At 40.3% G+C, this 15837-nt stretch carries 13 protein-coding genes; 2 read left to right on the forward strand and 11 right to left on the reverse strand.

The window, feature by feature from the left end; all coding sequences use genetic code 11:
• Positions 1-64 precede the first annotated feature (64 nt).
• The 3 genes from pyk to PT278_RS01570 all read right to left on the reverse strand — a co-directional run bounded on the left by pyk (position 65) and on the right by PT278_RS01570 (position 6120).
• Positions 65-1834, reverse strand: coding sequence for a pyruvate kinase (pyk, locus tag PT278_RS01560; protein WP_277129689.1), 1770 nt, complete (start codon positions 1832-1834; stop codon positions 65-67).
• Positions 1835-1864: 30 nt separating this feature from the next.
• On the reverse strand, positions 1865-2824 hold the full coding sequence (gene pfkA / locus PT278_RS01565; protein WP_277129690.1) for a 6-phosphofructokinase: 960 nt from the start codon (positions 2822-2824) through the stop codon (positions 1865-1867).
• Positions 2825-2991: 167 nt separating this feature from the next.
• Positions 2992-6120, reverse strand: a complete 3129-nt coding sequence (locus PT278_RS01570; protein ID WP_277129691.1) for a DNA polymerase III subunit alpha — start codon at positions 6118-6120, stop codon at positions 2992-2994.
• Between the two features lie 111 nt (positions 6121-6231).
• Between PT278_RS01570 and PT278_RS01575 the strand changes: the two genes are divergently transcribed.
• Entirely contained in the window at positions 6232-6438 is a 207-nt protein-coding gene (locus PT278_RS01575; RefSeq protein ID WP_277129692.1) for a YjzD family protein, read from the forward strand.
• Positions 6439-6485: 47 nt separating this feature from the next.
• Here PT278_RS01575 and PT278_RS01580 read toward each other — a convergent pair whose 3' ends face one another.
• From PT278_RS01580 to uvrC, 8 genes are all read right to left on the reverse strand, one after another.
• Positions 6486-8033 (reverse strand): bifunctional UDP-sugar hydrolase/5'-nucleotidase, encoded by a 1548-nt coding sequence (locus PT278_RS01580; protein ID WP_277129693.1) that lies wholly within the window; start codon positions 8031-8033, stop codon positions 6486-6488.
• Between the two features lie 70 nt (positions 8034-8103).
• On the reverse strand, positions 8104-8295 hold the full coding sequence (gene rpmF / locus PT278_RS01585) for a 50S ribosomal protein L32 (RefSeq protein ID WP_277129694.1): 192 nt from the start codon (positions 8293-8295) through the stop codon (positions 8104-8106).
• Between the two features lie 111 nt (positions 8296-8406).
• Entirely contained in the window at positions 8407-8628 is a 222-nt protein-coding gene (locus PT278_RS01590; protein ID WP_277129695.1) for a lipopolysaccharide assembly protein LapA domain-containing protein, read from the reverse strand.
• Positions 8629-8636: 8 nt separating this feature from the next.
• On the reverse strand, positions 8637-9437 hold the full coding sequence (locus PT278_RS01595) for an SDR family oxidoreductase (RefSeq protein ID WP_277129696.1): 801 nt from the start codon (positions 9435-9437) through the stop codon (positions 8637-8639).
• Complete coding sequence (gene rnz, locus PT278_RS01600) at positions 9430-10371, reverse strand: ribonuclease Z (protein WP_277129698.1); 942 nt, start codon at positions 10369-10371, stop codon at positions 9430-9432. Before rnz ends, PT278_RS01595 begins: the two co-directional genes overlap by 8 nt.
• A gap of 12 nt (positions 10372-10383) precedes the next feature.
• Entirely contained in the window at positions 10384-12303 is a 1920-nt protein-coding gene (locus tag PT278_RS01605; RefSeq protein WP_277129699.1) for an acyltransferase family protein, read from the reverse strand.
• A gap of 27 nt (positions 12304-12330) precedes the next feature.
• A complete protein-coding gene (gene obgE, locus PT278_RS01610) occupies positions 12331-13635 on the reverse strand; it encodes a GTPase ObgE (protein WP_277129700.1) in 1305 nt (434 codons plus the stop codon).
• An 80-nt stretch (positions 13636-13715) separates the two neighbouring features.
• Entirely contained in the window at positions 13716-15518 is a 1803-nt protein-coding gene (gene uvrC, locus PT278_RS01615) for an excinuclease ABC subunit UvrC (RefSeq protein ID WP_277129701.1), read from the reverse strand.
• Positions 15519-15691: 173 nt separating this feature from the next.
• Here uvrC and PT278_RS01620 point away from each other — a divergent pair, with 173 nt between their 5' ends.
• On the forward strand, positions 15692-15814 hold the full coding sequence (locus tag PT278_RS01620; RefSeq protein ID WP_277129702.1) for an SPJ_0845 family protein: 123 nt from the start codon (positions 15692-15694) through the stop codon (positions 15812-15814).
• Positions 15815-15837 lie beyond the last annotated feature (23 nt).

The raw sequence follows: 15837 nt of genomic DNA on the forward strand, positions 1-15837 counted from the left end.
GAAAATCGTGCAAAATAAAATAGCCAGCACTCAAGCTGACTATTTTATTTAATTTTAAGCATTATTACAGGTTAGAAATTTCACCTTGGTAAATGGCACCACGACGTGCATCAACCGTAATGGTGATACCACTGGCAATCTTTTCTGTTGCGTCAGTAACCCCAACAACAACTGGAATGCCAAGTGACAGACCAACAACCGCAGCGTGTGAAGTCAAACCAGATGCCTCAACTACTAAACCAGATGCCTTCTTAATTGCTGGCATGTAATCAGGGTCTGTAGTCTTAGCAACTAAAATGTCGCCTTCCTTAACCTTGCTGTTGGCTTCTTCGGCACTGTTTGCGACAACTGTCTTACCAACAACAGAGCCATTACCAACACCTAAGCCTTGAGCTAACTTGTTACCGATAATTTGCAGTTTCATCAAATTAGTTGTACCTGAATCACCAACTGGAACACCAGCAACAATAATTACCAAGTCACCATCTTTAACGTAACCTTGTTCCTTGGCAACTTTAGCAGCAACTGTAAACATATCGTCAGTTGATGTTGGCTTTTCAGTTAACATTGGTTGAACACCCCAAGTAATACCTAATGAGTGTTCAATCTTTTCATCAAAGGTTAAAGCTAAAATATCAGCGTTTGGCCGGTACTTAGAAATCATTCTAGCAGTATAACCTGAGTTGGTTGCAGTAATAATTGTCTTAACGCCCAATTCTTGAGCAGTCCGAACAACTGATTCACCGATTGCTTCAGTTACATTTGAACCCTTGTATTCTTCAAAACGTTGCAAAGCCAAAGTATTACGCTTAAGTAATTGTTCTTCAGTTCTTTCATCAATTTCTGCCATTGCCTTAACAGCTTTAACTGGGTAAAGACCGTTAGCAGATTCACCGGAAAGCATGGTGGCATCAGTACCATCAAGAACAGCGTTAGCTACGTCTGAAACTTCAGCACGAGTTGGACGTGGGTTTTCTTGCATTGAGTCAAGCATTTGGGTAGCAGTAATAACTGGCTTACCAAGTGCATTAGCACGTCTAATCAAGTCTTTTTGAACAAATGGAACATCGATAAATGGAATTTCAACTCCCATGTCGCCACGAGCAACCATTAAACCGTCTGAAACTTGTAAAATTTCATCGACATTGTCGATACCTTCTTGAGATTCAATCTTAGGATAAATCTTGACGTAGTCACAACCAGCATCTTCACATAATTTACGAATATCTAAGATGTCTTGAGCCTTACGAGCAAAAGAAGCAGCGATGAAGTTAATGCCATGCTTTAAACCGAATTTAATATCGTCAGCGTCTTTTTCAGTAATTCCTGGAAGCCGAATTTCAACGCCAGGTGCGTTAACACCCTTCTTTGAGCCGATTACACCAGTATTTTGTGCTTCACAGACTAATTCGCGATGTTCATCATCCTTATCGGTAATCAATAAGTCAACTAACCCATCATCAATTAAAACGTGGCCGCCAATATGAGTATCATCGAAAAGACCTTCATAAGTAACATGAATCTTGTTCTTATTACCTTCTTGGGAATCATCCATTGAAACACGGATAACATCACCAGTATTAATGGTGAATTTGCCGCCTTCTTGGTCAGTGGTTCTGATTTCAGCACCCTTAGTATCCAAACAAATACCAAGTACTAAGCCAGTTTCTTTTTCAACTTGACGAACCATCTTCATCCGTGAAAGGTGTTCTGCATGGTCACCGTGCGAGAAGTTAAACCGGAATACATTCGCACCAGCTTTAGCTAAAGCTGTGATTGTTTCAATATCATTTGAAGCTGGCCCTAACGTACTAACAATTTTAGTTTTCTTCATTATGTAAAAATCTCCCCAAAAATCGGCTAATTACTTAGTCATTTCTTCATTTATATCTAGCAGTGTTTCATCACTGTGGTGTTTTTCATCAAACAAATCAAGGATGTTATGCGTACTTAATTCGTTATTCTCCATGCCGACAGCTAAACCGCCTTGACCATCAAGAAGTAACTTAACCGCATAATTGCCCATCTTTGTGGCATTAATTCGGTCAACAACGCTTGGCGAACCACCACGTTGCATATGACCAATAATATTAGCTCGAACATCAAAATTACCATACTTTAAGAGTTCAGTCTTAAAGTCATTGGCATTCATTACGCCCTCAGCTAACACAACAATACCATGGTCTTTACCGTCTGCAAAACCGCGCTTGAGTGTTTCAGCAATTTTCTGAACATCATATTCACGTTCAGGAATCACAATTGCATCAGCACCACTGGCTAGGCCAACACGCATCGCAATATCGCCACAATCGCGGCCCATCACATTAACAATGAACACACGGTGGTGGCTGCTAGCAGTGTCGCGAATCTTGTCGATTGCTTGCATCGCAGTTGTACATGCGGTATCTAAACCGATCGTATAATCAGTGTACGGAATATCGTTATCAATTGTTCCCGGAAGACCAATTGAATTAATACCGAGACGAGTTAAGGCTAATGCACCATGATATGAACCGTCACCGCCGATAACGATAACAGTATCAATTCCATGCTTTTTTAGCTGCTCAACACCCTTTTGTTGCACTTCCTGTTGTGCAAATTCAGGGTAGCGAGCACTATAAAGGAATGTGCCACCTAAACTTATTTTGTGGTCAACATCTTCCGCAGTAAGCGGAATAAAATCACCCGCAACTAACCCAGCAAAACCATAACGAATACCAACGACGCTGAGTCCATTATGAATTGCGGTCTTAGTTACAGACCTAATGGCCGCGTTCATTCCGGGAGCATCCCCGCCACTGGTTAAAATACCAATTCGTTTCATGAATTCACCTCATCAAGATTTATTGTGTAATTTCTCACATCATTTAGATTTTAACATTTTTTTGGTAAAAAATCTCACAAAAAACGATTATTTTTCCCGCTTTATCAGCCTTTTAAAATGTCAGCGCTATCAAAGCTTAATTGTTAAGGTTTGCGCAAAAAAATAATTTAGCCTTTAAAATTAATCGTCTTTAAATTGGTTAAAATATACTGTTTTTTACTTGAATCATAGCGGTCATTTTGAATTCTAATCCCGAGCAAATAAACATTGCCTTCCTTGAGATTATCTTGCACTTTTTCATAAATATTAGGGAAAATCACAATTTCCTGCCGACTGGTTGAATCCGCAAAACTGGCAAAAGCCATCGTGCTGCCTTTTTTCGTTCTAATTAACTTGAGGGTCATTAATTTACCAACAGCAATCCCCGTATCATTAATCGCAAAGTCACTTAGTGATCGAGCATTGAACTGTTCGGCATATTTTTGCGCGGCAACTAGCGGCGAGGTCATTGTTGAAAAGCCGAGTACCTCATTCTCCATTTCTGCTAGTTCCCCTTTGGTAGCTTCAGGAATTTCCTTCATTGGCACCCCGCCTAAACTTTCGGAAAGCGCCAAATTCTGTCCCGTTAATTGAACATTTTCAATAATTTCCTGACTGTTTGCCAATAACTCCTTGCGGTTGTGATACAAATGGTCAAAGCACCCAGCCTGAATTAACGCCTGAATAACCTTTACCTTAATAAACTTAACATCAATTCGGCGCAAAAAGTCATCAAGCGACGTAAATGGCTTCTGCTTCCTAAGCTGAATAATTTCCGTTAGTAAATCTAACCGCACACCCTTAACTGCCTTTAAACTAACCAGAATTTTGCCATTAATTACCTGATAATCTAAGCTGCTATGATTAATATCAGGCGGCAAAATCTTAGTACCGGCTTCTTGGGCACGCATCACGTAGTCACTTAGTTTCAGGCGACTGCCACTATTGGAATTAAGCATCGCCGCATAAAACTCAGCTGGATAATGAACTTTTAAATACGCCAGCCAAAAGGCAATCTTAGTATAAGCTACCGCATGTGACCGGTTAAAGCCGTAATTGGCAAACTGTTCAATATAATTGTAAACGCGCTCGGCTACTTCTTTAGCATGACCTTTTTTAACCGCGCCAGCAATGAACTTTGTCCGCTCCTGCTCAATGACATCCTGCTTCTTTTTAGACATTGCCCGCCGCAAAATATCGGCTTCGCCTAACGAAAAGCCTGCCAAAACTTGTGCCGTCTGCATAACTTGCTCCTGGTAGACCAAGATACCGTAAGTTGGTGCCAAAATTGTTTTCAGTGTTGGATCAGGATAAGTAACCTTTTGCTTCCCCTTTTTACGGGCAATAAAAGTTTGGATATTTTGCATTGGACCCGGACGATAGAGTGCGTTCACAGCTACTAAATCTTCAAAATTATCTGGATGCAATTCTCGCAATACCTGCCTAATTCCACCTGATTCAAATTGAAAGACTAGGTCAGTGTTCCCCTCTTGGAAGGCTCTCATTGTCTGAAAATCATCCAACGGAATTTGGTTAGGGTCAATTTTTTTACCCTGACGTGCAATTAACTCGAGGGTATCACCCAGAATGGTTAAATTACGCAAGCCCAAAAAGTCAATTTTTAATAAACCCAGCGCCTCTACATATTTTTTAGTCTGCTGGGTAACAGGAATCCCCAATTGTCCTGTCTGCAAACCAGAAATTCCCGCAATTGATTTATCACTGATTACCAGTCCGGCAGCATGGATTGAATAATGCCGCGGCAGACCTTCTAAGCCACTAGCCGTTTGAAACAGCAATTTATTTTTAGGGCTAGCCTCAACTAATAACCGCATTTTCGTTGATTGCTGGTAAGCTTCCTGCAATGTAATCTTTCCCTTAGCAAAAGGCACACTGCTCGACCACTTATTTAATTCAGCTTCACTTAAACCAAACACGCGGCCCGTATCACGCAATGCCTGCTTAGCAGCCAGTGTCCCAAATGTCAGAATCTGCGCCGCATGATCCATGCCATACTTTTGAAACATGTACTTAATCACATCATCACGGCGATTATCTGGAATATCCAAGTCAATATCCGGCATTTCGTGCCTTGCTGGATTTAAAAAACGTTCGAATAATAAATGATACTCAATAGGATCAACTTCTGTAATCCGTAAGGAATAAGATACTAGCGACCCACAAGCTGACCCACGACCTGGACCAGTCGTAATTCCTGAGCGATGACAATAATTAATTACATCCCAGACAATTAAGAAATAATCATTGAAGCCCATCTGGTCAATGACCCCTAATTCGTAATTTAATTGCTTTTGATAATCATTCGGAACTTGGCGATTTAAGAACCGTTCCTGTAATCCTTTTTGGGCTAAATAATTTAGATATTCCTTTGAAGTTGGGAACTGCTGCTGCTTATATCGCGGCAAAACCGGCGTGCGAAAAACCACCTTGGCATTGCATTCTTGGGCAATCTGCCAAGTATTAGATAATGCCTCATCCAAATCCATTTCATGATAGCGATTACTCAACTCTTGCGTTGATGCTAAAAAATGCGACCCTTTCTGCTTAGCCAGCGCTTCGGTATCCTGCAAAACAGTTCCTGATTTAATTGCCTGCAATGTCTTACTCAGGAACTGGTCATTAGGCTTTAGATAACGGGTATCTTCTACACTGACCAAGGATAGTTCAAATTGCCTTGCCAAAGTTTGGACGTAAGCCAGATAATTTTCTTGATGGTGCGCGGCATATACACCTAAATATAATGAACTAGATTGCGGCACTAATTTGAGCAGCTGCCGGATAAACTCAGTCCCTAACTGCTCCTGCTCTTCTTGTAAGTGGACCAGCTCACTATTTGTATTAGCAGGTACAATCAAGACCAATTCACCTAAATATTTTTTTAATTCAGTTAACGTCAGTATCTTTTGGTTAGTCCCGTTTTCCGTTAACAAGTTAATTGCACTCGATAACCGCAAAAGATTACGATAACCAGCGTCTGATTTTGCCAGCGCAATTAGATCATATTGGTGGGCACTGTCAATTAGGCCATTAAGCCTCAGCTGCATTCCCAGCAGCGGTTTAATCCCGACTTTTTGGGCTAATTCATAAAAATTAACCAACCCATAAGTAAAATTAATATCGGTTAGTGCAACAGCCTCATAGCCCTGAGCTTTTGCCGTTTGCAGTAAATCTTTAACTTTAGTGGGACTTTCCAGCAGCGTAAACGTGCTAATATTTTGTAATGCGGCGATTTTCATCTTTGAGAGCCACCTTTCTTCTAAAATTAGTATACCAAAAACTAACTTTTTAGTTTGAAAAAGCACATGAACTTTGCTAAAATTCTACTATGTATGAAAGAGGGTACTACTATGGGTCGTTATATCGTGACTATCTGTTGGAGCGTTATCTACATGTTAATCGTGGGTTTTATTGCCGCACCATTAACACAGAACGTCTTTAATTTACAAGATGCCGTCATCGTTGGCGTAATCTTCGGTATTTTATTTGCGGCAATCATACCAACAATTACCGCTCATTCAAGTAAAGATAAAAGCAATTTTACCAAGCTTAAATAATTTTGAATTTAAAAACCGCTAGCTGTTTTGGCTAGCGGTTTTTATGTTTAATAAAAATGATAATTAGTTTGCGAATCAACTTTAACTTTGTTGCTTGTCAAAAACTCTTGGAACATTTGCACGTAATCTTTGTCAGAAATTTCAAGAATTTTATCGGGGCTATATTCAGGATAAAAGCCGCCGCCCATCACACGATAATTATTAACGGCTAAGTAATAAGTCTGTTCGTCCTGAAGCGGGCGTCCATTTAATTCTAGTTTGGTCAACCGTTGACCTACTGGCCGTGCAATGTCGGCTTCATAATTTACAGGATAAAAAACATCAAAGTTAAAGAGAAAATCCTGTTTTTCTGGTAAAAATCCAACTTTACCTGCGGCATCTTTGGTTAAGAATGCCAAACTATGCTCAATTACATGGCGTAACTCACGACCGGTTAATTTTACCTTACATAACTGGTTAGAATACGGATAATTAAGCACCAAATCGCGCATCGTAACTTGCTTACCAAAGCCTTTGGCAGTCTCACTCATTACTGCGGTTGCCGAAATATCAGCACCGGTAAAATGCAGCTGCATTGACTGCAGCAAGTTGATAAATGGCGCTCCTTCTAGCCTTGCTCTAGTAGCATTACCAATTGGCGCTGGCTCATTTAATGTGGCAATTGGCTTGTCTAACCAATTTTGCGTTGCCTGATTTAACGGTTTAGTCAGCTTAGTAATAGCCGGATCTTCTGCGTAATCCTTAGTTGTAATCAATTCAGTTGTCATTGACGTGATTTGTTTAGTTGCTTCGTCAATATCAAGCACGACCTTGCCAACAGCTTCGCCGCGATAACCCGGCTGCACAATCGCCGTTTTCTTAGCTACCAGCTGCATTTTTTGGTGCTGGTGACCAGTTAAAAAGACATCAACTTCGGGAATTTGGGTTAGGATCTGGTAACCCTCATTTTCACCATTATGCGGCAGGAGTTCACTGCCAGTCTGCGGGTCATTTTCAAAACCACCATGATAAACAACTGCTAAGACATCAACTTGTGGCCGCAAAATTTGGGCGTAGTGCTTAACTTGCGCAAAAGCTGAAGCAAATTTCAGACCGGTAAGATGGTCATCTGGTTCCCAATGGGGAATGTATTGAGTCGTAATGCCAATTATGCCGACCTTAATTCCCTGCTTTTCAATTATGCGATAAGCTTGCCCAAAGGCAGGTTCATCAGTCTGCTCATTTAAAATATTAGCATTTAACATTGGCGCCGTATTTTGCGCAAGATAATACTTCAAGTAATCTTGGCCGTAATTAAAGTCATGGTTTCCTAAAACGCGCGCATCATACCCAATGGCATTATAGCTAGCAGTGTACTCTTTCAGGGCATCCTTTGTCCCTGCAGCGTGGACATACGACGCTAATGGCGCTCCCTGAAGACAATCACCCGCATCAGTAACAATCACGTGCTCAGCACCGTATTTAGCCTGCTCTTTTTTAATGACGCTGGCAACCCGGCTCAAACCAAAGGGAGCATGATAATTAGCCCTATCTTGATAATCTGTTGCCAGTAAATACCCATGGATATCACTAGAATGTAAAAATACTAATTTCATAATTTTTTCTTTCTATCATTTTTACAAAATTTGGGCAAAAAAAAGACACCAAAATTTCGGTGTCCTTTAATTAGTTGTTGTCGCTAGCGCTAGTTTCGTTAACCACTTGACGACCCTTGTAATAACCTTTAGGTGAAACGCGGTGACTCAAACGGTATTCACCAGTAGTTGCATCATAATGCATTGCTGGAACAGCTAACTTGATATGGCCACGACGTGAACGTTTCTTTTGCTTAGAAGTATGTCTCTTAGGAACTGCCATTTAAATTGATCTCCTTTATTGTAGATTTAAGTTTTAGGACACTAATAAAAGTGCCTAAATTACCTCACGTGTGTTAATGATACTATTGAATGATAAATAAATCAAGATTTATTAGCTTTTCTTAGCTTGATTATGTTTATTTGACCCCCAGAACCAACCAATTAAAACTCCAATAATTATCATAACTACTAGTACAATAATTAATGGCAATTTGACATCAAAGAAGCCAAAATTGATTGCGACTGGCTTAGTATTAAGCACAACAAAAATTACAGCCAATAGAATTAGAACTAAACTAAAAACTAACTTGGCCTGTTGCATCTTGCCTTTCATGTTAGGCCCTACTTTCTAGAAGCATATTTTAAAGATAAACTATCACCAATCGTTGGGAACAGATTATATAGTTTAGCTAAAACGGCTAGGCTAAGTGGTAAATTAAGTTCACGCTTATTACTGCCAAAGTAGTGGACAACCTGCCAAGCGACGTCATCAGGATCAAGCATGAATTTTTCTACGCTTTTAGCATACTTACCGCTCTTATCAGCGATATTAAAGAAATTAGTATAAACAGGTCCCGGATTAACAGTCATGACTTTGACACCAAATGGCTTCAATTCCAGCCGTAAAACGTTAGAAAATTGGATAACCGCCGCTTTGGTTGCACTGTATGCGGCAGACTTAGCTGTTGGAATCTTACCCGCAATTGAACCAAAGTTAATGATTTGACCGGTCTTTTGCTCGATCATCACCCGACCAATTAGTCTGGTAAAGTACATTAATCCCAAGACATTAACTTGAAACATCGCTGCTGTTTCTCGCCGGTCAGTGTCAACAAATTGCTCAAATTTGCCAAAGCCTGCACAGTTAACCAAATAATCAATGTGCTTAGTTACCTTGATTATTTCTTTAAAAGTAGCGTCAATTTGGTCATTATTCCCCATATCAGTAGGGAAAGTATAGGATGCCGCGCCAGAAAGTTCCCGTGCCTCAGCAGCAATCTGCTTAAGCTTATCCATGCTGCGACTGCGGGCAATCAAAATGACCGTTGCCCCGCGGCCAGCACTCTCTAATGCAATTGAACGGCCAATGCCGCTAGAAGCACCAGTTACAACTACTACTTTATTTCTTAACGAATCACTCATTGTTTTCACCTTTCATTGGAATCTCTACTCGGTCAAAATCATTAGCCAAATTAGTATTCGGGAATACTTTTCGTGCCTGCTTTTCTAAATTCTTAGCCTTAGCACCCAAATATCTTGCCGAAATATGGTTCAAATATAAACTCTTGACACCATTATCGCGCGCAATTTTGGCTGCTTCAACTGCAGTTGAATGATAATAAGAATGCGCTAAGTCAGCTTCATTGCCGGCAAACGTTGATTCATGGACTAAAACATCCGCATTCTGAGCCAATTTAGCAATTGTTGGTGTTGAACGAGTATCATAAATAACTGTTACTATTCTACCAGGTTTATCAGGACCGAGGAAGTCCTTACCGTCCAAAACAGTACCATCAGCCAGCGAAACTTTTTCACCATTCTTTAGTTTACCAAGTAATGGGCCGTTTGGCACATTATATTGCGCTAATTTATCCATTAAAAGTTCACCTTGATGTGAATCTTCAACTATCCGATAGCCAAAACTAGGCACACGGTGGACTAACTTTTCAGCATAAACCTTAAAGCCCTGGCCTTGATAAATCAAGCCGCCCTGGTCTAAAACAACAAACTTAATTGGGTAAGTAACCTTAGTGCGTGATACTCGCAAAGCTGTGCGCACAAACTGTTCTAGCCCACTTGGACCATAAATTGTCAGTGGCCCAACATCACCTTGAAAGGATCTAGTAGCAAGCAAGCCTGGCAGCCCAAAAATATGGTCGCCGTGATTATGTGAAATAAAAATCTTAGTTACCTTGCGTAAACGGATATTTGTCCGCAATATCTGGTGCTGCGTAGCTTCCCCAACATCAAATAACCATATTTCATTTATTTCATCAAGCATCTTCAGTGCAATACTTGAAACATTACGCTTTTTGGACGGTTGGCCCGCTCCTGTACCTAGAAATTGTAATTCCATATCTTTCCCGTTCTAAAATCTTGCGTGCTTGACAATTGTCTTCGCAATCAAAACACTATAATACTTTGATCCTACTGGTGTTGGGTGTGTATTATCCTGATAAAACCAGTTGGAATGCTTCTTTGAATAATTATACCAATCAATAATAATTAAATTCGGATATTTTTTAACTGCCGTTTTCAGCAAACTATTAACTTGATTTTGCCATGGCTTAGCTGGCACGTGCGTATTAATCCAAAAGACTTGCGTCTTGGGTCCCATCTGCTTCATTAATTGGTCTAAATCACCCATTGAAAATGGTCCGTTAGTCCCAAGGCCAATTAAAACATTATTAGCTAAAGCCTTTTGGGACTGATACTGATTAATTAAGCCCGTAGCCACACTTAATTGACGTGAGACTGCAGCATCAATTACTGCCTTAGGCATCAACTGCGCAAGCATGTTGCTTGAACCCGCCATTACGGAATCCCCAATCGCCGTCAACTGCACCTTTTGTGCTAATTGTAGGTCTATTTGTGAAATGCCATATTTTTTGAATGACCGGTTAACTGGATGACTTTTTGCCGTACGTTGTGCCTCATTAACTAGTTTAGTCCTTTGCCGCGTTTTTTTCTTGGCTTTTTGCAATTTAGTAATTAAAACTTGATTATCTTTTTTCTGTTGTACCTGATTTGCCCTAATCCGGGTCGCCAATTGTGATTTATTAAAATCTTGCGCTTTGACTGCTGGTGAAACCAAAATTCCTGTGGTACCAATTAAAAATAACAAATAACCAACAATTGCCTGTAATTTACCTAAATAATTTTTGGTTGACTTTTTAAATAATTGTCTAAAGTAGTTCTTAAATTTTACCCACGTAATTTTGCCTAGCGGCTGTTCAATTAAGCGGTAAGAAATTTCACTTAACAGTAAAATCAAAATCACTTCAATTAGCGGATACAGAAAAACATGATCCGCCATGTTGGTTACCTTGTCTTCAAAGAAAATCATCACGGGGAATTGGTAGAGGTATATTCCATAACTGCGTGAACCAATCCAATTAAACACAGGATTGGTCAGCCACTCATTCCAATGACTGCCAGGATGAGCAATAACCCCGACCAAGATAGTCGTTAACAGCGTAAATAATAGCATCCCACCGTAATAAGGAAATGCTTGTTCTGGATTCATCTGTGAACTAAAGAATAACCAAATCAAACCGCATAATGATACTAAACCCACGCCGTCGAGCAGCCAAGTGTCAACCTTAGTAACATTCTTGCGTAATTTTTCCATTGGCCAGATTACTGCCAAAGCTGCACCTAACCCTAACGAGAAAAAGCGCGTATCTGTACCGTAATAAATTCGATTAATGTCGACACCGCTATGATACATCACTGCCATCTCTAGCGCTGAAGCAAGAGACACACCGAATAAGATCCAAAAACTTGTTTTGCGTTTTTTAGCGAATTTAACTAGCAAAAAAATTACGATTGGCCATAAAAGATAGAATTGTCCGTTAATTGACATTGTCCATAAATGCGTAAACGGTGATTCATTAGTAGCAAACCGCTCAAAATAACTTTGACCATTTAAAATCTGCCAAAAATTATAAACATTTAGCAGGTTAGCTACCACAATTTGGGCCAATTTAACTAGTAAATTGCGTTGAAACAAAAAGATATAAGCGGCCGATAACCACAAAACAGCAATTAACGGCGGGTATAATTTTTTAATCCGACCTAAATAAAATTTGCGTTGATCGTAATACCCCTGCTCACGGTACGCCTTAAACATATGATCCGTGACTAAATATCCCGATAACACAAAAAAGATCGGCACCCCAAGATAACCGCCGACGAAAGTATTAGGATTCAGGTGATATAAAATCACGCCAATCACTGCCAATGCTCTAAGTCCAGAATATCCTGTAATAAACCGATTTTTTGTCATATTGTCAAACTTTTCTATTTAATGATTCTATTGGACAAATTCAAAATTGAATGTACCAATTATTACGTCATCGCCGTCTACAGCTCCGTTTTCGCGTAAAGCGTCATCAACCCCTAAATTCTTCAGCTTACGAGCTAACCGCATAATCCCATCATGGTGATCAATATTGGTACGTTCAACCAACCGAAGCAAACTTTCACCTTTAATCTCAAAGACATGATCTTCAAGTTTTTCAATTGTAAATTCATTCTTCTTAGGAGCAGTAAACTTGTATTCCTTGGTTTCCTCAACCTGCTTAGGAGCTTCTTCAGCCTGCTGCTTTTCAACTTCAGCAACTATTGTGGCGGTATCCTGCATCAAGACGTCAACGCCTTGATGAGCCACACTCGAAATTGCATAAACAGGTTCATTAATTCCTGCCTCTTGCAAGTTTTGCTTAAATTCAGCAAGCTTTTCATCTGAACCAGAAATGTCCATCTGCGAAGCAACAATTAACTCCCGCTTGTTTTCAAGACTATCATCATAGGTTAACAATTCTTTGCGAATCGCCTTGTAATCAGCCATTGCATCACGGCCATTAGCTGGATCCATTGAGACGAGGTGCAAAATGACCTTAGTTCGCTCAATGTGGCGCAAAAATTGAATTCCCAAACCAACACCTTGACTAGCACCCTCAATTAAGCCGGGTAAGTCAGCCATTGAAAAGTCACGGCCATCAGGCAAGATAACCATACCCAAATTAGGCGTTAATGTAGTGAAGGAATAGGCTGCAATCTTTGGCTTAGCCTTAGTGACAACCGATAGTAAGGTCGACTTACCAACTGATGGAAAGCCAACTAAACCGACATCGGCTAACACTTTTAATTCTAGCCGCAAGACACGGTCTTCTCCTGGTTCGCCGTTTTCAGCAATTTCCGGTGCCGTATTGACACTTGTAGCAAAGTGAATATTACCGCGACCACCGCGACCACCGCGCGCAACAACTAATTCCTGCTTATTTTCGGTTAAATCACCGATTTCTTCATTGGTATCAAAGTCATAGACTGTTGTACCAATCGGTACCTTTAAGTATAGGTCCTTTGCACCGTGCCCATATTGGGACTTAATGCGTCCATTTTCACCGGACTCCGCCTTAAATTTCCGCCGATAACGAAAATCCATCAACGTTCTTAATCCGCTATCCGCAACAAAAATAATACTGCCGCCACGACCGCCGTCACCACCGGCTGGACCGCCATTTGGAACGTACTTTTCATGGCGGAAAGCAACCATGCCATCGCCGCCTTTACCGGCTTGGACTTCAATCTTAGTTTGATCGACAAATGTAGGCATGTCAATTCTCCTTCCGTCTTCTAAACTCTAATACATTACTATAACATAAAAACCACTGTTATCACCCGTTAACTTTACAATTACAGGGTTAACTTAACTGTTTGCGCTTGCGGCAAGGTCAGGCCAACAGCTCGTAATTCATCAATTGATGCTTCCTTAATCTTTTTAAGAGAACCGAACTGCCGCAGCAACTTATTTCTACTCTTGGGACCAATTCCTTTGATTGAATCTAATTTACTCGACAAAGCATTTTTGGCATGCGTTTTACGGTGAAAGGTAATCGCAAACCGGTGGACTTCATCCTGAATTCTAGTCATTAAGTAAAAGCCCTGCGACTTTGGATCAAGCGGGATCAGCTTTAAGGGCACGCCATTGATTGGATCGCCAAAAAGCAAGTGGTTGGTGCGGTGCTTATCATCCTTAACCATCCCAGCAACCGGAATGTTAAGGTTTAACTCATTACGCAGAACGTCTTCACACGCCTCAACTTGAATTTGTCCCCCATCCATCAGGATTAGGTCTGGCATCTTCTGGTGTTCACGCAACAGCCTTCCATAGCGGCGTCTAACAACTTCACGCGTATTTCTGACTTCATCGCCACCATTTTGGTGTTCAACTTCCCCCTTGAGCTTATACTTCCGGTAGGCGTTTTTGTCAGGCTCACCATCCTTAAATACGACTAACGCCGAGACTGGATCAGCTCCCTGAATGTGTGAGTGGTCAAAACTTTCAATAACGTGGCCATAGGGTAAACCTAATGACGCAAAAATTTCTTTTTGTGCCCCCTTGGTCTTACGATTACCTAATTCTAACAGCCTAAATTTATCGTCTAGCTTTAATTTGGCATTATCCTTAGCCATATCTAATAGCGCCCGCTTTTGTCCGCGCTGCGGTGTTCTAACCGGTACGGTCAACACTTCGGCCAGTGCTTCATTATCTAGTCCCTTGGGTACCAGTACTTCTTTTGGTAAAATCCGGTTCTTTTGGCCATAAAACTGCACGATAAACGATGCAAAAGTATCCTCTGGATCACTGGTATCTGTTAACGGGTACATCCGCGTTTCGCGGCGTAATAATTTTGCCTGTCGCAAGAAGAAAATCTGAATCGAAATCCAAGATTTATCAACGTAAAAATTAAAAATATCGCGCTGCTTATTATCATTCGAGATAATTTTTTGCTTTTCAACGGTTTCTTCAATATATTTTAACTGATCGCGAATATCTGCTGCCCGCTCGAACTCAAGATTCTGCGATGCTTCCAGCATCTTTTGGTTCAAGTCCTGCTTAACCGCGGCAATATCACCATTAAGAAAACTTTTGATTTTCTTAATTTGGGCATCATAGGTTGCCTTGGGTACAGTCTTAAAGCAGGCGCCTAAGCATTGCCCCATGTGATAGTACAGACACGGCCGCCCCTCTTTACCATGACAGTGCCTAAGCGGGAAAACTTTTTGAATGAATTTCAAAGTTGCCTGAGCAGCATAGACATTAGGATACGGGCCAAAATAATAGCCCCCATCGCGCCGAACAATACTCGTCAACTTCGTCTGCGGATCACGCTCATTGGTGATTTCGATATAGGGATAACCTGTGCCTTGCTTTAATTGCACATTATAATAAGGCTGATATTTTTTGATTAAAGTAATTTCAAGTAAAAATGCTTCTTTATCAGTCGACACCGTAATAATGTCATAATCACGGATTTCTCTTACTAATTCAGCACGCCGGCCAACTTGTTTGCTTTTAAAATATGAACGTACCCGATTTTTTAAATTTTTTGACTTACCGACATAAATAACTGTCCCGTTGATGTCTTTCATTAAGTAACAGCCCGGCTGCGCGGGTAATAACTTCAATTTATTTTCAATTAATTCTGTCGCCAAAAAATCACTCCCCCAAAGTGTATTATTAATTTTAACATAACTCAACTGAAATCGGTTTTATTCTATCCTCACTATATATTTTACATAATTAAAATTATTTAAAATAATATAATTTAATACTAGCCCTCTTCATCAAATTTTATTATAATGAGCATAATGAAAGGAAGATACTTATGGGCTTAACTTTTAAAAAACAAGATGAATTAGAAAGATTATTCGATAAGTTTGCAACTGTACCGGAAGATAAAAAGAAAAAATTAGCTAAAGACACTAAAAAGAAAACTGAAGATAAATAAAAATGACTCTAATTAGAGTCATT

Origin of the sequence: Lactobacillus sp. ESL0703 (assembly GCF_029433435.1) — a bacterium.
GTDB lineage: Bacteria > Bacillota > Bacilli > Lactobacillales > Lactobacillaceae > Lactobacillus.

What these genes read in the sequence shown, in the direction of transcription:
- rpmF (WP_277129694.1), bottom strand. Translation starts at nt 8,295, where the DNA reads ATGGCAGTTCCTAAGAGACATACTTCTAAGCAAAAGAAACGTTCACGT.
- PT278_RS01570 (WP_277129691.1), bottom strand. Translation starts at nt 6,120, where the DNA reads ATGAAAATCGCCGCATTACAAAATATTAGCACGTTTACGCTGCTGGAA.
- pfkA (WP_277129690.1), bottom strand. Translation starts at nt 2,824, where the DNA reads ATGAAACGAATTGGTATTTTAACCAGTGGCGGGGATGCTCCCGGAATG.
- PT278_RS01605 (WP_277129699.1), bottom strand. Translation starts at nt 12,303, where the DNA reads ATGACAAAAAATCGGTTTATTACAGGATATTCTGGACTTAGAGCATTG.
- PT278_RS01575 (WP_277129692.1), top strand. Translation starts at nt 6,232, where the DNA reads ATGGGTCGTTATATCGTGACTATCTGTTGGAGCGTTATCTACATGTTA.
- obgE (WP_277129700.1), bottom strand. Translation starts at nt 13,635, where the DNA reads ATGCCTACATTTGTCGATCAAACTAAGATTGAAGTCCAAGCCGGTAAA.
- PT278_RS01590 (WP_277129695.1), bottom strand. Translation starts at nt 8,628, where the DNA reads ATGAAAGGCAAGATGCAACAGGCCAAGTTAGTTTTTAGTTTAGTTCTA.
- PT278_RS01580 (WP_277129693.1), bottom strand. Translation starts at nt 8,033, where the DNA reads ATGAAATTAGTATTTTTACATTCTAGTGATATCCATGGGTATTTACTG.
- rnz (WP_277129698.1), bottom strand. Translation starts at nt 10,371, where the DNA reads ATGGAATTACAATTTCTAGGTACAGGAGCGGGCCAACCGTCCAAAAAG.
- pyk (WP_277129689.1), bottom strand. Translation starts at nt 1,834, where the DNA reads ATGAAGAAAACTAAAATTGTTAGTACGTTAGGGCCAGCTTCAAATGAT.
- PT278_RS01620 (WP_277129702.1), top strand. Translation starts at nt 15,692, where the DNA reads ATGGGCTTAACTTTTAAAAAACAAGATGAATTAGAAAGATTATTCGAT.
- PT278_RS01595 (WP_277129696.1), bottom strand. Translation starts at nt 9,437, where the DNA reads ATGAGTGATTCGTTAAGAAATAAAGTAGTAGTTGTAACTGGTGCTTCT.